Source organism: Mycobacterium sp. E1214, assembly GCF_001666755.1.
Lineage (GTDB): Bacteria > Actinomycetota > Actinomycetes > Mycobacteriales > Mycobacteriaceae > Mycobacterium.
The window spans coordinates 1-17,521 of sequence record NZ_LZJC01000096.1 but is presented as its reverse complement, the minus strand read 5'-3'; the positions used below and the strand labels follow the sequence as shown (position 1 = coordinate 17,521).

The 17,521-nt window shown below is 71.2% G+C and carries 19 protein-coding genes; 10 read left to right on the top strand and 9 right to left on the bottom strand.

Going from position 1 to position 17,521, the window contains the following annotated elements; all coding sequences use genetic code 11:
• Window position 1: 1 nt before the first annotated feature.
• The 6 genes from mbtM to A5700_RS13755 form a co-directional block, all read right to left on the bottom strand.
• Entirely contained in the window at window positions 2-1,555 is a 1,554-nt protein-coding gene (gene mbtM, locus A5700_RS13780) for a long-chain-fatty acid--ACP ligase MbtM (RefSeq protein WP_068075121.1), read from the bottom strand.
• Window positions 1,548-1,805 (bottom strand): acyl carrier protein, encoded by a 258-nt coding sequence (locus A5700_RS13775; RefSeq protein WP_068075124.1) that lies wholly within the window; start codon window positions 1,803-1,805, stop codon window positions 1,548-1,550. The genes mbtM and A5700_RS13775 overlap by 8 nt, the downstream gene beginning before the upstream one ends.
• A gap of 62 nt (window positions 1,806-1,867) precedes the next feature.
• A complete protein-coding gene (locus tag A5700_RS13770; protein WP_068075127.1) occupies window positions 1,868-3,304 on the bottom strand; it encodes a GuaB1 family IMP dehydrogenase-related protein in 1,437 nt (478 codons plus the stop codon).
• 52 nt (window positions 3,305-3,356) lie between these two features.
• Complete coding sequence (gene gndA, locus A5700_RS13765) at window positions 3,357-4,826, bottom strand: NADP-dependent phosphogluconate dehydrogenase (protein ID WP_068075131.1); 1,470 nt, start codon at window positions 4,824-4,826, stop codon at window positions 3,357-3,359.
• 100 nt (window positions 4,827-4,926) lie between these two features.
• Window positions 4,927-5,874, bottom strand: a complete 948-nt coding sequence (locus tag A5700_RS13760; RefSeq protein ID WP_068075134.1) for a M56 family metallopeptidase — start codon at window positions 5,872-5,874, stop codon at window positions 4,927-4,929.
• Between the two features lie 14 nt (window positions 5,875-5,888).
• The gene (locus A5700_RS13755) at window positions 5,889-6,308 is read right to left on the bottom strand and encodes a BlaI/MecI/CopY family transcriptional regulator (protein ID WP_068075137.1); all 420 of its coding nucleotides are present in this window, start codon (window positions 6,306-6,308) and stop codon (window positions 5,889-5,891) included.
• 362 nt (window positions 6,309-6,670) lie between these two features.
• Here A5700_RS13755 and A5700_RS13750 point away from each other — a divergent pair, with 362 nt between their 5' ends.
• Genes A5700_RS13750 through A5700_RS13720 form a run of 7 tightly spaced genes read left to right on the top strand, consistent with a single transcriptional unit; the run spans window position 6,671 to window position 11,458 of the window.
• Complete coding sequence (locus tag A5700_RS13750) at window positions 6,671-7,090, top strand: PaaI family thioesterase (RefSeq protein ID WP_231973932.1); 420 nt, start codon at window positions 6,671-6,673, stop codon at window positions 7,088-7,090.
• A 56-nt stretch (window positions 7,091-7,146) separates the two neighbouring features.
• Window positions 7,147-7,449, top strand: coding sequence for an urease subunit gamma (locus tag A5700_RS13745; RefSeq protein WP_068075142.1), 303 nt, complete (start codon window positions 7,147-7,149; stop codon window positions 7,447-7,449).
• The gene (locus tag A5700_RS13740) at window positions 7,446-7,760 is read left to right on the top strand and encodes an urease subunit beta (protein WP_068075145.1); all 315 of its coding nucleotides are present in this window, start codon (window positions 7,446-7,448) and stop codon (window positions 7,758-7,760) included. The genes A5700_RS13745 and A5700_RS13740 overlap by 4 nt, the downstream gene beginning before the upstream one ends.
• On the top strand, window positions 7,757-9,478 hold the full coding sequence (locus tag A5700_RS13735) for an urease subunit alpha (protein WP_068075148.1): 1,722 nt from the start codon (window positions 7,757-7,759) through the stop codon (window positions 9,476-9,478). Before A5700_RS13740 ends, A5700_RS13735 begins: the two co-directional genes overlap by 4 nt.
• Before the next feature lie 6 nt (window positions 9,479-9,484).
• Window positions 9,485-10,120 (top strand): urease accessory protein UreF, encoded by a 636-nt coding sequence (locus tag A5700_RS13730; RefSeq protein ID WP_068075152.1) that lies wholly within the window; start codon window positions 9,485-9,487, stop codon window positions 10,118-10,120.
• A gap of 10 nt (window positions 10,121-10,130) precedes the next feature.
• A complete protein-coding gene (gene ureG / locus A5700_RS13725) occupies window positions 10,131-10,811 on the top strand; it encodes an urease accessory protein UreG (RefSeq protein WP_068075156.1) in 681 nt (226 codons plus the stop codon).
• Window positions 10,811-11,458, top strand: coding sequence for an urease accessory protein UreD (locus A5700_RS13720; RefSeq protein WP_068075180.1), 648 nt, complete (start codon window positions 10,811-10,813; stop codon window positions 11,456-11,458). Before ureG ends, A5700_RS13720 begins: the two co-directional genes overlap by 1 nt.
• 20 nt (window positions 11,459-11,478) lie before the next feature.
• Here A5700_RS13720 and A5700_RS13715 read toward each other — a convergent pair whose 3' ends face one another.
• From A5700_RS13715 to A5700_RS13705, 3 genes are all read right to left on the bottom strand, one after another.
• Entirely contained in the window at window positions 11,479-12,870 is a 1,392-nt protein-coding gene (locus A5700_RS13715) for an NAD(P)/FAD-dependent oxidoreductase (RefSeq protein WP_068075159.1), read from the bottom strand.
• A 169-nt stretch (window positions 12,871-13,039) separates the two neighbouring features.
• Complete coding sequence (locus tag A5700_RS13710; protein ID WP_068075162.1) at window positions 13,040-13,957, bottom strand: LLM class F420-dependent oxidoreductase; 918 nt, start codon at window positions 13,955-13,957, stop codon at window positions 13,040-13,042.
• Between the two features lie 52 nt (window positions 13,958-14,009).
• Window positions 14,010-14,687: an SDR family oxidoreductase gene (locus tag A5700_RS13705; protein ID WP_068075164.1), complete on the bottom strand. Its 678-nt coding sequence runs from the start codon at window positions 14,685-14,687 to the stop codon at window positions 14,010-14,012.
• Between the two features lie 239 nt (window positions 14,688-14,926).
• Here A5700_RS13705 and modA point away from each other — a divergent pair, with 239 nt between their 5' ends.
• From modA to A5700_RS13690, 3 genes are all read left to right on the top strand, one after another.
• Window positions 14,927-15,712, top strand: coding sequence for a molybdate ABC transporter substrate-binding protein (gene modA / locus A5700_RS13700; RefSeq protein WP_068075167.1), 786 nt, complete (start codon window positions 14,927-14,929; stop codon window positions 15,710-15,712).
• A 9-nt stretch (window positions 15,713-15,721) separates the two neighbouring features.
• Window positions 15,722-16,516, top strand: coding sequence for an ABC transporter permease (locus A5700_RS13695; protein ID WP_068075170.1), 795 nt, complete (start codon window positions 15,722-15,724; stop codon window positions 16,514-16,516).
• On the top strand, window positions 16,513-17,521 hold a 1,009-nt coding region (locus A5700_RS13690; RefSeq protein ID WP_068204798.1), incomplete at its 3' end, for a sulfate/molybdate ABC transporter ATP-binding protein. The genes A5700_RS13695 and A5700_RS13690, both read left to right, overlap by 4 nt.

The following is a 17,521-nucleotide window of genomic DNA, read 5'->3' as shown; positions in this document are numbered from 1 at the left end:
GTCAGTCCACCGCCTCCAGCGAACGCCGCACCTCAAGGCGGCGCAGTTTGCCCGATGAGGTGCGGGGCAGCGACCCCGGCGCCAGGAACACCACGTCGGACGGCACCACCCCGCACACCGAGGCGACGCGCTGAATGACCTCGGCGCGGGCGCCCTCCTGATCGGGTCCGCGGAATTCGGCGGCGACCACCAGCCCCGGCCGCGCCGTCCGCGCGCCGGTGCCCAGCGCCACCACCGCGCCCTCGCGCACCCCGCGGACCCGCGCGGCGACCGACTCGATCTCGGTGGGGAAGACGTTGCGCCCCGCGATGGAGATGATCTCCTTGGCCCGGCCGCAAACCACCACGCCGTGGTCGCCGACAAAGCCGAGATCGCCCGTGGGAAACCAGGCCGCGGGGTCGAGCGCGTCGTGGCCGAGGTAGCCGTCCATCAGCGAGGCGCCGCGGATCTCGATCTCGCCGATCCCGTCCTCGCTCGGCGCGATGCGGATCTCGGTGCCGGGGATCGTTTCGCCCAGAGCCGCGCGCCGGTGCGTCCCGGTGGCGTCGGTGACGACGTCGACGCGCAACCCGGTGCCGGGCGCCGGGACGGCCACCGCGCAGGTCGACTCGGCGAGCCCGTAGGAGGGGGTCGCCGCCCCCGCGTCGAAGCCGAACGGCGCCATGGTGTCGGCGAAGCGCTGAAAGCCCTCGCAGTCGATGGGTTCGCCGCCGTTGATGGCCACCCGCACCGCGCCCAGGTCGACGTCGGAGACGCGCCGGGCGTACTTGCCGACGATGTTGTAGGCGAAGTTGGGCGCCGCGGTGATCGTGGCGCCGCTCTGGGCGAGCCAGCCCAGCCACCGAAACGGCGAGGCGGTGAACGCCGCGGTGGGCGCCAGCCACAGCGACATCTGGCCCAACGCCGACGCCAGCAGGAACGACAGGCCCATGTCGTGGTACAGCGGCAACCACGAGCAGCCGACGTCCGCCGCGGTCACCGACAACCGCCGGTTGAGGCCGCGCAGGTTGGCCAGCACGGCGCCGGGCGACAGGGCCGCGGTCTTGGGTGTGCCGGTCGAGCCGGCCGTGCCCTGCAGGATCGCCGGATTCGACGTCGGCGCGGGGGCGCCGGGCGAGCGACCACCCCGCGTCGCGGCGGCGAGATCCTCGACCACCACGTCGCCCAGGCCGTCGGGGTGCAGCGCCTGCAACCCGTCCAGGTAACCGCCGTGGCTCAGCACCGTGCGCACGCCGACGCCGACGAACCGGGTCAAGGTCGCCTCTGCCCAGCGCCGAGCCTCGGCGCCGCGCACCGGCCCGGGCAGGATCGCCACGCTCGCGCCCGCGAGCCACGCACCCTGCAGGGCGGCGACGAATTCGACGGTGGGCTCGCCGACCAGCCCGACGGCGGGCGGCTGGTCGCGGTCCTGCAGCCAGGCGGCCACGGCCTCGGCCAGGCCGTGCACCTCGGGCCAGGGGTGGCGGCGCCACGTCGACGATTCGCGGTCCAGCACCACGAGGTCGGTGGGCGCCGTGCGCATCGCCGCGCTCAGCGCGGCGGCGAGCTTACTCATCGCGATACCTGGACGCGACCGCGGCCTGCAAGTCGCCCACGGTGTCGCAGTTCAGGAGTTCCTCCTCGGTCAGGGACACGCCCAGCCGCTCCTCGATGGCCACCATGCCGACGGCGAACGCCACGGAGTCGAGGCCGACGTCGTCGACCAACCGCGCGTCGCGGGTGACACGGCTCATGTCGACGTTGAGTTCATCACGCAGGATGCTCAGCACCGCGTCGTGGACGGCGGTCGAGGGCGAGGAGGTCATGGCGCAGTACGTTAACAGCTCCCGTTAGGCAAGGCTAGCCTTACTACCCGGGCGGCGCGAAGTTACCAGCCCTGCGGCAGCGGGTGGCCTTCGGCGAAACCGGCGGCCGACTGCACGCCGATGATGGCCAGGTCGTGCAGCTCGGCCAGGTTTGCGGCGCCGACGTAGGTGCAGGTGCTGCGCACGCCCGAGGTGATGTGGTCGATCAGGTCCTCGACGCCCCCGCGGGCCGGGTTCAGGCCCATCCGGGACGTCGAGATGCCCTCCTCGAACAGGGCCTTGCGGGCGCGGTCGAAGGCGGTGTCGGCGCCGCTGCGCGCCACCACCGCCCGCTTGGACGCCATGCCGTAGCTCTCCTTGTAGGGCTGGTCGTCGCGGTCGCGCAGCAAGTCCCCGGGTGACTCGTAGGTGCCGGCGAACCAGGACCCGATCATGACGTTGGAGGCCCCGGCGGCCAGCGCCAGCGCCACGTCGCGCGGATGCCGGATGCCGCCGTCGGCCCACACGTGCCCGCCCTCTTCCCTTGCCGCTGCGGCACATTCGACGACGGCGGAGAACTGCGGGCGCCCGACGCCGGTCATCATCCGGGTGGTGCACATGGCGCCGGGGCCCACGCCGACCTTGACGATGCTGGCCCCGGCGTTCAGCAGGTCGCGGGTGCCCTCGGCGGAGACCACGTTGCCCGCGACCAGCGGCACGCCCAGCTCCAGCGAGGCCACGGTCCGGATGGCCTCGAGCGTCTTGGCCTGGTGGCCGTGCGCGGTGTCGATGACCACCACGTCGACACCCGCCTCGACCAGCGACCGGGCCTTGGCGCCGACGTCACCGTTGATGCCCACCGCCGCGCCCACCCGCAGCCGGCCCCGGGCGTCGGTGGCGGGGGTGTAGAGCCCGGTGCGGATGGCGCCGGTGCGCGTCAGCACGCCGGCCAGCGTGCCGTCGCCGTGGGTCACCACCGCGACGCCCGTCGGTGCGTGCTCGAGCAGGTCGAAGATCTTGCGCGGCTCGGTTCCCAGTGGCGCGGTGACGAAGTCGGTGATGGCGACGTCGCGCACCCGGGTGAAGCGGTCCACGCCCAGGCACGACGATTCGCTGACCAGCCCGATGGGGCGGCCCTCGAAGGCGACGACGGCCACGCCGTGGGCGCGCTTGTGGATCAGGGCGGTGGCGTCGGACACCGAGTCATCGGGCTCCAGGACCACCGGGGTGTCCAGGACCAGGTCGCGGCTCTTGACGAAGTGCACCGTCTGCTGCACGGCGGTGCTCGGCAGATCCTGCGGCAGGATGACGATGCCGCCTCGACGCGCGACCGTCTCGGCCATCCGCCGCCCGGCCACCGCGGTCATGTTGGCGACGACGACGGGAATCGTGGTCCCCGACCCGTCCTCGGTGGACAGGTCCACGTCGAAGCGCGACGCCACGTCCGAGCGGTTCGGCATCACGAAGACGTCGTTGTAGGTCAAGTCGTAGCCGGGTGCCTGCCCGTTGAGAAACTTCATCGCCGTCGCCCCGCCTACTCCCCGTCCCCGTTGCGTCCTGTCGTGCTACCCGCTAGGCGGGCACTTCGCTGCGGTCGCCGCTCCACAGCGTGTGGAAACGCTTGTCGGGCTCGGCGTCGATGCGGCCGTAGGTGTGCGCGCCGAAGAAGTCGCGCAGGCCCTGCGTCAGCGCCGCCGGCAGCCGCTCGGTGCGCAGCGCGTCGTAGTAGGACAGCGCCGAGGAGAATCCCGGGATCGGGATGCCCAGCTCGGTGGCCGTGACGACGACGCGGCGCCAGCTGTCGATGGAGTCCTCGATAGCGCTGCGGAAATAGGGCGCCACGATCAAACTCGGCAGGTCGGGGTTCTCGTCGAACGCCTCCTTGATCCGATTGAGGAACTTGGCCCTGATGATGCAGCCGCCCCGCCAGATGGTGGCCATGTCGCCCGGGGTGATGCCCCAGTCGTATTCGGCGCTGCCGGCCTGGATCTGGTTGAAGCCCTGGGCGTAGGCGATGATCTTCGACGCGTACAGCGCCTTGCTCACGTCGTCAATGAATTGCGCTGCGTCGCTGGGCTTTTCGCCGAGCTTGCCCGAAGCCAGGCCGGTGGTCGCCTTGCGCTGGGCCACCGAGCCGGACAGTGCGCGGGCGAACACCGCCTCGGCGATGCCGGTCACCGGCACCCCGAGGTCGAGCGCCGACTTCACGGTCCAGCGGCCGGTGCCCTTCTGCTCGGCCTCGTCGAGGATGACGTCGACGAGCGGCTTGCCGGTCTTCGCGTCGGTCTGGCGCAGCACCTGCGCGGTGATCTCGATCAGGAAGCTGTCCAGGTCGCCGTTGTTCCATTCGGCGAACACGTCGGCGATCTCGGGCGCGGTCTTGCCCAGGCCGTCGCGCAGCAGCTGGTAGGCCTCGCCGATCAGCTGCATGTCGGAGTACTCGATGCCGTTGTGCACCATCTTGACGAAGTGCCCGGCCCCGTCCGGGCCGATGTGGGTGCAGCACGGCACGCCGTCGACGTGGGCGGAGATCTCCTCGAGCAGCGGGCCCAGCGACTTGTAGGACTCGGCGGGTCCGCCGGGCATGATCGACGGCCCGTTCAGCGCCCCCTCCTCGCCACCGGAGATGCCGGCGCCGACGAAGTGCAGGCCGCGCTCGCGGATCGCCTTCTCGCGGCGGATGGTGTCGGTGTAGAGCGCGTTGCCGCCGTCGATGATGATGTCACCGTCTTCCATGGCGTCGGCGAGCTCGTTGATGACGGCGTCGGTGGGGTCACCGGCCTTGACCATGATGATCACCCGGCGCGGCTTCTCCAGCGCGTCCAGGAATTCCTCGATGGTCTCGGAGCGGACGAAGTTGCCGTCGTCGCCGTGCTCTTTGAGCAGCGCGTCGGTCTTGGCGACCGAGCGGTTGTGCAGCGCAACGGTGTACCCGTGCCGGGCGAAGTTGCGGGCGAGGTTCGAGCCCATCACGGCCAGGCCGGTGACGCCGATCTGCGCGGTGCCGGTCGTGGAACCAGGTTGTGCATCGGACGAACTCATGTCTTCGCCTCTCGGTCGGCGGGGAGTGCTGCGACAAGCTTGCCGACACACTCTGACACAGGGCGGCGGTGGTCCGCCAAAGTGTTTGTCCGCCGCTGGCCTACAGGTTGAACAGCCGCCGCAGCTCGGTGAGCCACGGCACGGCCAGGGCGATGGTGGGCACCACGAAAACCGCCACCGCGGCCACGTAGGCGGCCGCCGCGAGCGGCAGGCTGTTGCCCTGTCCCGACAGCCGCCGGACGCGCAGCACGGTGCTCGGGCCGCCGACGGCCAGCGCGCCCGACGGCGCGCGCCCCGTCGCGCAGGCGACGAGCGCCCGGGCCAGGGGAGCGCGACCAGCGGCGCGCACCGCGGCGTCGTCGGCGAGCAGCTCGACCAGCAACTGCACCGCGCCCAGCGCGTTGGCGCTGCGCACCAGCCGGGGGAAGGCGGCGTGCACGGCGGTGAACGCCTCGAGCACCAGGTCGTGGCGCGCCCGCAGGTGGGCCCGCTCGTGGGTGAGGATGGCGTCGACCTCGGCGTCGGCCAGGGTGCTCAACGCGCCCTCGCTGACCACGACGCGGCTGCGCACCCCGGGCAGGCAGTAGGCCAGCGGCTGCGCGACATCCAGCACCCGCAGGGCGCGGGTCTTGGCGCACGGTTGCCGCGCCGTGCCGTGGTCCACCCCGACGAGGTCGACCACCATGCGGTGGTGCGCCCGGCGGCGCCGGTTGGCGATGGCGACGCGCACGATGGCGACCATGAGCCGGGCGCCGACCACCACGGTTAGCGCGAACACGGTGATGTAGGCCGCCCACAGCGGCCAGCCGAGCCGGCCGGCGGCGCCGACGACGCTGGCGGTGGGGCGGCCGTCGGGTCCGGGCATCAGCAGGCGGGTGGCGATCGCGATGCCGGCGCTGAACGCGGAGAGGACCGCGGCCAGCGCGATGGCCTGCCACAGGACGAGAGCGGCCCGCGGTGCCCGCATCGGCCACCGGCTGCGTGCCAACACCGCCGGCGCCGGGCCGGCTAGCAGCCCCGCAAGAATGGTGAAGGCCAGCGCGGACACACCGTCATTCTCCCTCAGCCCTCCGGCGCCGCGCCAGCAGACGGGGTGTTCTTGCGCTGATTGGCCTCCAACTCAGAGAGCGCGCGGCGCAGGGCCGCCGCCTCGTCGGCGCCGACCCGTTCGACGAAGTGCACCAGCGCGGCCTGCCGGCTGCCGGAGTCCTCGGCCTGGGCCAGGGCGTCGACCATCAGGCCGGCCACCAATTCGTCGCGCCCGTGCACCGCCGCGTAGCGGTGCGCGCGGTCGTCGCGGATCTGCGACACGAGGTTCTTCTTGGCCAAGCGCTGCAGGACCGTCATGACCGTCGTGTACGCGAGCTCGCGCTGCGCCGCCAACGCCTCGTGGACCTGGCGGACGGTCTGCGGCTCCGCCGCGGACCACAGGTGGTCCATCACGGCCCGTTCGAGGTCTCCCAGCCGAGTCAGTTTGGCCATAGTTCGTTCATCTCCTGAGCGTCGGAACCAGCGTACTCCGGCTTACTACCGACGGTCGTACCGAAAATCGGCCAACGACGCCGCCGGCCGACCGCTCGGCGCCGACGAGAACGGCGCGAGCAAGCCGCGAGTAAGCAATGTGAACAATACGCTTGCAAAGTTAGGGCAGCCTTGCCTATATTGAACGGGTCGAGCGATACGGACCGCGTGAGTGTCCAGAGGGCTGCTGAGACCCCCGGTCCACTCGATCGGCGAGCCCCGTGCCTTCGTGGCACGGGGCTCAGCCGTTTCTCGGGGGCTGACAGGCCTTTTCGCCGATGCCCGGGGCCGTCGGCGCCGCCCGATGGTGTAGACACAGGAACGTGTCAGTGCCCCCGCAATCCAGCATCCCCCCGGATTTCAGCGCGCCGTTCGACGACGAGATCGGGCTGCGCTACACCGAACTCGGTCCCGACGGCGTGCGCGCCGAACTCGAGGTGTCACCCAAGCTGCTGCAGCCGATGGGTTTGGTGCACGGTGGCGTTTATTGCTCGATGGTGGAGAGCCTGGCCAGCGTCGCCGCGCACCTCTGGCTCGCCGAACACGGCGGCGGCGACGTGGTGGGCGTCAACAACAACACCGATTTCCTGCGGTCCATCGGCTCCGGGAAGGTGTTCGGTGCGGCCGAGCCCATCCATCGCGGGCGCCGCCAGCAGCTGTGGTCGGTGACCATCACCGACAGCGACGACCGGGTGATCGCCCGGGGCCAGGTGCGCCTGCAAAACCTCGAGCCCAGGGGCTGAGCACAGAGGGCGGCCGTCACAGCGCCGCACGCCCCGGCATGGCAGGATTTCGGGATATGCGCCTGACGCCGCACGAGCAGGAGCGGTTGCTGCTGTCCTACGCCGCCGAGCTGGCTCGCCGCCGCCGGGCCCGCGGGCTCCGGCTCAACCACCCGGAAGCGGTGGCCCTCATCACCGATCACATCCTCGAAGGCGCGCGCGACGGGCGCAGCGTCGCCGAGCTGATGGCCAGCGGCTGCGATGTGCTCGGCCGCGACGACGTCATGGACGGGGTGCCGGAGATGCTCGACGACGTGCAGGTGGAGGCGACGTTCCCGGACGGCACCAAGTTGGTCACCGTGCACCACCCGATCGCATGATTCCCGGCGAAATCCTCTACGGCCGCGGCGATGTCGAGATCAATGCGGGCGCCGAGCGCATCGAGGTCGACGTCCTCAACACCGGTGACCGGCCGGTGCAGGTCGGTAGCCACGTGCACCTCCCGCAGGCAAACGCGGCGCTGTCCTTCGACCGCGCGGCCGCCCATGGGTACCGCCTCGACGTCCCGGCGGCCACCGCCGTGCGCTTCGAACCCGGTGTGTCCCTGCGGGTGCGCCTGGTACCGCTGCGCGGCCGCCGCGAGGTGCATGGCCTGAGCCTGGCTCCGCCCGGACGGCTCGACGCCCGATGACCCAGCTGTCGCGGGCGCGCTACGCGGCGCTGTTCGGGCCTACCACCGGGGACCGGATCCGGTTGGCGGACACCGACTTGCTGATCGAGATCACCGAAGACCGCAGCGGCGGCCCGGGATTGGCCGGTGACGAGGCGGTGTTCGGCGGCGGCAAGGTGCTGCGCGAGTCGATGGGCCAGGGCCGGGCCTCGCGGGCCGACGGCGCGCCCGACACCGTGATCACCGGCGCGGTGATCGTCGACCACTGGGGAATCATCAAGGCCGACATCGGTATTCGCGATGGCCGCATCGTGGCCATCGGCAAAGCCGGTAACCCGGACACCATGGACGGCGTGCACCCGGACCTGGTGGTGGGCCCGTCCACCGAGGTGATCGGTGGCAACGGCCGGATCCTGACCGCCGGCGCCGTCGACTGTCACGTGCACCTGATCTGCCCGCAGCTCATGCACGAGGCGCTCGGCGCCGGGATCACCACGATCATCGGCGGCGGCACCGGACCCGCCGAGGGCAGCAAGGCCACCACGGTCACCCCGGGCGCGTGGCACCTCGCCCGGATGCTGGAAGCGCTCGACGGATGGCCGGTGAACTTCGCGCTGCTAGGCAAGGGCAACACCGTCAACGGTGAGGCGCTGTGGGAGCAATTACGCGGCGGCGCCTCGGGTTTCAAGCTGCACGAGGACTGGGGATCGACCCCGGCGGCCATCGACGCGTGCCTCACCGTGGCGGCCGCCGCCGGGGTGCAGGTGGCGCTGCACACCGACACGCTCAACGAGACCGGCTTCGTCGAGGACACGCTGGCAGCGATCGCGGGCCGGTCGATTCACACCTACCACACCGAGGGGGCCGGTGGCGGGCACGCCCCCGACATCATCAGGGTCGCGGGCCAGCCCAACGTGTTGCCCAGTTCGACGAATCCGACGCGTCCGCACACCGTCAACACCCTCGACGAGCACCTGGACATGCTGATGGTCTGCCACCACCTCAACCCCAGGGTGCCCGAGGATCTGGCCTTCGCCGAGAGCCGGATCCGGCCCTCGACCATGGCGGCCGAGGATCTATTGCACGACATCGGCGCCATCTCGATGATCGGCAGCGACTCGCAGGCGATGGGTCGGATCGGCGAGGTGGTGTTGCGCACCTGGCAGACCGCGCACGTCATGAAACGCCGCCGGGGCGCACTGCCCGGCGACGGCGCCGCAGACAACGCCCGGGTGCGCCGTTACGTCGCGAAATACACCATCTGCCCGGCGATCTCGCATGGCCTGGACGGCGAGATCGGCTCGGTGGAGGTGGGCAAGCTGGCCGACCTGGTGCTGTGGGAACCGGCGTTCTTCGGGGTCCGGCCGCACGCGGTGCTCAAGGGCGGCATGATCGCCTGGGCCGCGATGGGTGACGCCAACGCCTCCATCCCCACCCCGCAGCCGGTTCTGCCGCGGCCGATGTTCGGTGCGGCGCCGGCAGCGGCGGCGGCCACCTCGGTGCACTTTGTCGCCCCGCACGCGATCGAGGCCGGGCTGGCCGAACGGCTCGCCGTCAACCGTCGCCTGGCGCCGGTGCGCGACACCAGCGGGCTCGGCAAGGCGGCGCTGCCGCTCAACGACGCGCTGCCCGACATCCAGGTGGACCCGGACACGTTCACCGTGCGGGTCGACGGCGAGGTGTGGCAGGAGCAGCCGGCGTCGGAACTGCCCATGGCGCAACGTTATTTCCTGTTCTGAGGACGCATGACCGCCCTGGCGACGCTGCTTACCCTGGCCGACTCGCGGCTGCCCGCCGGGGGGCACGTGCACTCCGGCGGCGTCGAGGAGGCCGTCACCGGCGGGCTGGTCACGGACCTGCCGACGCTGGACGCCTTCCTGCGCCGCAGGATTGGCAGTCACGGCCTGGTGACCGCGTCGATCGCGGCCGCGGTGCACCGCGGCGAGTTGTCGGTGGGCGACGCCGACCGCGAGACCGACGCCCGCACACCGGCGCCCGCCGCGCGGCACGCGTCGCGCAGCCAGGGCCGCGGGTTGGCCCGGCTGGCGCGGCGGGTGTGGGCGCAGGAGCCGTGGCAGGCCCTCGGCCCGCACCCGCACCTCGCCGTCGCGGCGGGGCGCGTCGGCGCGGTCAGCGGCCTGGCGCCGCACCAGGGCGCCCTGGCCGTCGTCTACACCACGATGACCGGGTCGGCGACCGCCGCCCAACGGCTGCTGGCGCTGGACCCGGCCGACGTGGCGGCCCTGACCTTCAGGCTCGCCGATCTGTGCGAGCGCACCGCCGCCGAGGCGACGCTCGGTCTGGCCGACCTGTCCGACCCGTTGCTCGATACGCTGGCGCAGCGCCATGCGGAACGCGAGCGGCCCTTGTTCGTCTCCTGAAAGGTTCACGATGACAACGCAATTGCCGCACACCCACAGCCACCCGCACACCCATGCCGACCGACCCAGGCGGGTCCGGCAGCCCGGTGAGCCGCTGCGCATCGGGGTCGGCGGCCCGGTCGGCTCGGGGAAGACGGCGCTGGTCGCCGCGCTGTGCCGGCAATTGCGCGACGAGCTGTCCGTCGCGGTGCTGACCAACGACATCTACACCACCGAGGACGCCGACTTCCTGCGCCGCCACGCGGTGCTCCCGGACGACCGGATCACCGCCGTGCAGACCGGCGGCTGCCCGCACACCGCCATCCGCGACGACATCACCGCGAACCTGGACGCGATCGACGATCTCATCGCCGCGCACGACCAGCTCGACCTGATCTTGGTCGAATCCGGCGGCGACAACCTCACCGCGACGTTCTCGTCGGGCCTGGTGGACGCGCAGATCTTCGTCATCGATGTGGCCGGCGGCGACAAGGTGCCGCGCAAGGGCGGCCCGGGCGTGACGTTCTCGGATCTGTTGGTGGTCAACAAGACCGACCTGGCGCCGCTGGTCGGTGCCGACCTGCGGGTGATGGCCGACGACGCCGCCGCGGTGCGCGATGGACGCCCGACGGTGCTGCAGTCGCTGGCCGAAGACCCGGCCGCCAGCGAGGTGTTGAGCTGGGTGCGCGCCCAACTTCGGGCGGCCGGGTGATGCGGTCGCGAGTGGAGGTGGTCGCGTCGCGCGATCGGCTGCCCCGCATCCGTTGCACCGGCGGCGTCGCCGCCCGCTACACCGGTTTGGACACGGTGCACCTGGTGTCGGCGGCCGCCACGCCGCTGGGCGGCGACACCATCGACATCCGCGTGATCGTCGAACCGGGCGCCGGCCTGGCGCTGCGCAGCGCCGCGGCCACGGTCGCGCTGCCCGGCCCCGACACCCCGACGTCGCGAATGCTGTGGGCGATCGAGAACGCCGGCAGCCTCGATATCGACCTGGAACCGACCGTGGTGGCCGCGGACGCGCGGCACTTGTCCTGCGCCACCGTGTCGTTGGGTGACCAGGCCCGGCTGCGGTTTCGCGAGCGGGTGCAGATCGGAAGATGCGGTGAGCGCCAAGGGTTTTGGTCGGGATCGATGACCGCCGACTGCGCTCGGCGCCCGGTGCTGCGGCACCGGCTGGAGCTGGGGCCCGGATCCCTGGCCGACGACGCCCTCGGGGCTCCGCGCGCCACGATCAGCGAGTTTCGTTACCCCGCAACCGCTTTCGACGCGTCGCCGCTGCTCGACGGGGCCACCACGCTGTGCCTCGCCGGCGGTGGGCTGCTCAGCACGTGGCAGGCCGAGCGCCTGGCGGGCTGACTGGCCCCCGATGGGGCCCCTTAACTGGCGACGCGTTCGGTTCCCGTGGAACCGCGGGCCTCGGCCGCTAGCTCGGCGAGCTGCTCGATCCGGGTTCGCGCGAACGCCTGCTGCTCGGTGATCGTCAGCTGCCCGCGGCGGGTGCTCAGGAACGTCACGGTCCACGACAGCAGCGTGCTGATCTTCGTCTTGAAACCGACGAGGTAGACCAGGTGCAGCACCAGCCACATCAACCAGGCGATGAACCCGCTGAACTCCAGCGGCCCGATCTTGGCCACCGCGGAGAACCGCGACACCGTGGCCATCGACCCCTTGTCGAAGTACTGGAACGGCTCGCGCTGGCCCGGGTCCGCCCCGCCCACCTCGGCTTTGATCATGCCGGCGACGTACTTGGCGCCCTGGATCGCACCCTGCGCCACACCGGGAACGCCCTCGACGGCGGCCATGTCGCCGATGACGAACACGTTCGGGTGACCGGGAATCGACAGGTCGGGCAGCACCTTGACGCGGCCGGCCCGGTCCAACTCGACGGCGGACTGCTCGGCCAGGTCCCGGCCCAGACCGCTGGCCTGCACGCCGGCCGACCACACCTTGCAGGCCGATTCGATGCGGCGCAGCTTGCCGTCGGGGTCCTTGACCGTCAAGCCGTTACGGTCCACATCGGTGACCATGGCGCCCAGCTGAATCTCGACGCCGAGCTTCTCCAACCGCGCCCGCGCGCGCTGACCCAGCTTGTCACCGAACGGTGGCAGCACGGCGGGGGCGGCGTCGAGCAGGATCACCCGGGCCTTGGTGGAGTCGATGCCGCGGAACGAGCCCTTCAGCGTATAGGTGGCCAATTCGGCTATCTGCCCGGCCATTTCGACGCCGGTGGGGCCGGCGCCGATGACGGTGAACGTCAGCAGCTTGGCCCGTCGCTCCGGGTCGCTAGACCGCTCCGCCTGCTCGAAGGCGCTCAGGATCCGGCCGCGCAGCTCCAGCGCGTCGTCGATCGACTTCATGCCGGGGGCGAACTCGGCGAACTGGTCGTTGCCAAAGTAGGACTGCCCGGCGCCCGCGGCGACAATCAAGCTGTCGTAAGGGGTTTCGTAGGTGTGGCCCAGCAGCTCGGAGACCACCGCCCGTCGCGTCAGGTCGATGTGCGTCACGTTGCCCAGCAGCACCTGGACGTTGCGCTGGTGCCGCAGCACCACCCGGGTGGCGGGGGCGATCTCGCCCTCGGAGATGATCCCGGTGGCCACTTGGTAGAGCAGCGGCTGGAACAGGTGATGGGTCGTGCGGGCGATCAGCTTGATGTCGACGTTGGCGTGCTTGAGTTTCTTCGCCGCGTTGAGACCACCGAATCCCGATCCGATGATGACGACCTGGTGGCGACGCTCCGGTCCAGCTGTTTCTTCTGGATGGGGGCTCATGTTTCCGCTGCTCCTGACGGGGGCTTTTGGACGCGCGACTGCAGTTACAAACCACGCTAGTCACGCGAGTACCCCGATACCTAGCTGGTAAGCGTGTGTAATCAACCACACCCGCTGCATCACACCTGTTCGGGCAGGGTGATTTTCGTCATGCCGCCCACGTCGGGGGCTACAGGCCGACCAGCGGGCGCAGCGCCTGGCCGGCGGCGTCGACGGCACCCGGTGTGTAGAACGGCATGTTGATGATCAGGCTGTCGATGCCGGCGTCAATCACCTTGGTCTTGAGTTGATCGGCGACCGAGTCGGCGTTGCCGACCGCCATGCGCTGCGTCATCTCCGCCGGAACCTGGTCGGCTTGCGCGTTCTCGTCGAGCAGCACCGTGACCAGGACGCTGGTCTCCAGCGTGGTCGGGTCGCGCCCGATCTTCTCGCACTGTTCGCGGATCACCTGCACCTTGCGCGGCAGCTCGTCGAACCCGGCGATCACGTTGAGGTGGTCGAAGTGGCGGACGGCCAGCGGGATCGTCTTCTTCTCACCGCTGCCGCCGATCATCAACGGAATGTGGTCGCGGAAGCGGGGATTGGCGACCGCCTCGGTGGTGTGATACCAGGTGCCGGAGAAGGTGGGCCGCTCACCCTCAAGCATGGGCAAGATGATCTGCAGGGCCTCGTCGAGGCGGTTGAACCGGTCGGTGAAAGTGCCGAATTCGTAACCCAATTGGTCGTGTTCGAGCTCGAACCAACCGGTGCCGATACCCAGGATGGCCCGCCCTTGGCTCACCACGTCGAGCGTCGTGATGACCTTGGCCAGCAGGGTGGGATTGCGGTAGGTGTTGCCGGTGACCAGCGTGCCCAGCTGCACGCGTTCGGTGGCGGTGGCCAGCGCGCCGAGCGCGGTGTAGGCCTCCAGCATCGGCTGATCGGGCGAGCCCAGCATGGGCAGTTGGTAGAAGTGGTCCATCACGAAAACCGAATCAAATCCAGCCGATTCGGCCTCACGGGCCTGGGCGATGACGGTGGGGAAGAGTTCCTCGACCCCAGTGCCGTAGGAGAAGTTGGGAATCTGCAAACCGAGTCGAATAGCCACGGTAGTTACCGTAGCGATCCTCCGGCGGGCGAAGAAGGGCGCGAGAAACGCTCTAAGCGAAACGCGCCAGCGCGCCGTGGCTCACGTGCAGCGTCTGCCCGGTGATGTGGCGGGCCGCCGACGTGGTCAGGAACAGCGCCAAGCGCGCCACCTCCGACGCGACCGGCGGGCTGGTCCGCGAGAGGCCGTCGTAGCCGGCCTCGGCGCTGCGACCGCTCGCCACCGCGTTGACGGTGATGCCGCGAGTGCCAAAGATGGTGGCCTGCCCGGCAACCCAGCTCGACAGGGCCGCCTTGGCGGCGGAGTCCGCGCTGCCCGGCGCCGGGTTCTCGGCCACCACGCTGATGATGGAGCCGCCGGAGCGCAGGTGGTCGCCGACGTTCTGCACCGTCAGGACGGCGGACAGCACCGTCGCGTCCAGCGCCTGGCGCCACGCCGCCGCCGTGTCGGCGATCGAGTGGGTGCGGGGGTCGCCGGCGTCGAACGTCGGGGCGGGCACGTGCACGATGGTGTCGAGGTGATGCGGGAACTGCGGCCGCGCCTCCGCGAGGCTGGCCGCGTCGGTCGTGTCGCAGACGATCGCCTCGGCCTCGAGCTCTTTGGCGGCGATCTCCAGGTCGCTCTTGCCCGCGCCCACCAGAGTCACGCTGTGGCCGTCGTTGCGGAAGCCCTCGGCTACCGTGCGGCCCAACTCGGTGTCACCACCGGTAACCAGCACCTCCACTGCCATGACCTCCTCGTGTTCCGCGCCGAACCCATCCCCGCAACGCCGGCCTGCCCCGCGCGCAATGGCAACGATCCCGGTCGATGTTACTGGACAGTAGCTAGGCGGGGAAATTTCCTCGGGCTGCGACGCGCGGGCCATTTCGGTAACGATTTCCTCCCGTCCTGGCCCGCGGACGTCCGCGACCGGCCCGCGGCGATCCCGTCGGCGAGCGGGCCGGTCGCCGCGGGCGATAGGGTCCAGCCATGCCTCGGATCGGGATCGCGGCGGGTGTCTTGTCGGCGCTGCTCGTGACGAGCCTGGTGGGGTGCGGTTCGCGGTCACCCGCCGCGCGACCCGCCCAGTCGCCGCCGGCGTCGGGCAAGGTGGTGGTCTTCGCCGCGGCCTCGCTCAAGGCCACCTTCACCGCCCTCGGCCACCAGTTCACGACGGCCAACCCGGGCAGCGGCGTCGACTTCGACTTCGCCGGCTCCTCGGAACTGGCGACCCAGCTGCGCCAGGGCGCTACGGCCGACGTCTTCGCCTCCGCGGACACCGCGCAGATGGACACCGTCGCCAAGGCCGGCCTGCTGGCCGGCAACGCCATCAACTTCGCGTCCAACACGCTGGTGATCGTCACCGCGCCCGGCAACCCGAAGAACATCGGGTCGTTCGCCGACCTCGCGAAGCCCGGGCTGAGTGTCGTGGTCTGCCAACAGCCCGTGCCGTGCGGCTCGGCGACGCAGCGCATCGAGGACAGCACCGGCACCCACCTGCACCCGGTCAGCGAGGAGCTCAGCGTGACCGACGTCCTCAACAAGGTCACCAGCGGGCAGGCCGACGCCGCGCTCGTCTACGTCACCGACGCGACGGGCGCGGGGAACAAGGTCACCACGGTGCCGTTTCCGGAGGCGGCCGGCGCGGCGAACGTCTATCCGATCGCGGTCCTCAAGGGGGCGCCGCTGCCGGCGTTGGCGCAGAAATTCGTGGCCCTCGTGACGTCCGCCGACGGCCAGCGGGTGTTGGCCCAGGCCGGATTCGCCAAGCCCTGACGGCCTGGCATGAGCCGTCGCACGCCGCTGCCGCGCTGGGTGTACCTACCCGCGGTGGCGGGGACGCTGTTCGTGCTGCTGCCGCTGTTGGCGATCGCGGTCAAGGTCGACTGGCCGAACTTTTGGTCGCTGATCACCAGCTCGTCGTCGAGGACGGCGCTGCTGCTGAGCCTGAAGACCGCCGCGGCGAGCACCGCGCTGTGCGTGCTGCTGGGCGTGCCCATGGCCCTGGTCCTGGCCCGCGGAGCGGGACCGACCGCACGGTTCCTGCGACCGTTGATCCTGCTGCCGCTGGTCCTGCCCCCGGTGGTCGGTGGGATCGCGCTGCTCTACGCCTTCGGGCGGTTCGGCCTGCTCGGCCGGTACCTGGAGGCGGCCGGGCTGCACATCGCGTTCAGCACCACCGCCGTCGTGCTGGCCCAGACCTTCGTTTCGCTGCCATTCCTGGTGATCTCCCTGGAGGGCGCCGCGCGCACCGCGGGCGGCGACTTCGAGATCGTGGCGGCCACGCTGGGCGCACGCCCCAGCGCGGTGTGGTGGCGGGTGACGCTGCCGCTGCTGCTGCCGGGCCTGGTGTCGGGGGCGGTGCTGGCGTTCGCCCGCTCGCTCGGCGAGTTCGGTGCCACGTTGACGTTCGCGGGCTCCCGGCAGGGCGTGACCCGCACGCTGCCGCTGGAGATCTACGTGCAGCGGGTGAGCGACGCCGACGCCGCCGTCGCGCTGTCGGTGCTGCTGATAGCGGTCGCGGCGGTGGTGGTGTTGGGCCTGGGCGCCGCGCGGCTGACGGGAACCGAGACCCGGTGAGCGGCCTACAGGTGCGCGCGGTCGTCGCCGACCGCCTGGACGCCGCGTTCTCGGTGTCGGCCGGCGAGGTGCTCGCGGTGCTGGGCCCCAACGGCGCGGGCAAGTCGACGGCCCTGCACGTCGTCGCGGGGTTGATCCGGCCTGACCGTGGGCTGGTGCGGCTGGGGGATCGGGTGTTGACCGACACCAACGCCGGCGTCCACGTGGCGACCCATGACCGCCGGGTGGGCCTGCTGCTGCAGGACCCGCTGCTGTTCCCGCACCTGAGCGTGGCGGCCAACGTGGCGTTCGGCCCGCGCAGCCGGCGCGGTTGGTTCCGTCGCGCCCGCGCCTCGTCTCAGGCGTCGCTGCGCTGGTTGAAAGAGGTCGACGCCGAGCAGTTCGCCGGTCGCCGGCCGCGGCAGCTCTCGGGCGGTCAGGCCCAGCGGGTGGCGATCGCGCGCGCGCTGGCCGCCGAACCGGACGTGCTGCTGCTCGACGAACCGCTGGCCGGGCTCGACGTGGCCGCCGCGGCGGGAATCCGGGCGGTGCTGCGCCGCGTCGTCGCCCACACCGGCTGCGCGGTCATCCTCGTCACCCACGACCTCCTCGACGTGTTGACGCTGGCCGACCGGGTGTTGATCCTCGAGTCCGGGTCCATCGCCGAGATCGGCCCGGTCGCCGACGTCCTGAGCGCCCCGCGCAGTCCGTTCGGCGCGCGCATCGCCGGCGTCAACCTGGTGCAGGGCACCCTCGGCGACGACGGCGCGCTACACACCTCGACCGGCGAGCGCTGGCACGCGGCCGCTCCGGGCCCGGTGACCCCGGGGCAGCGCACCGTCGCGGTCTTCGCGCCGACGGCGGTGTCCGTCTACCGCGACCAGCCGCACGGCAGCCCCCGCAACACCGTCGCGACCACCGTCGCCGAGCTCAACGTCCGCGGCGCCGCGATGCTGGTGCGCGGCGAGCAGCAACCCGACGGCGCGCCGGGGCTGGCCGCGGAAATCACCGTCGACGCGGCGGCGG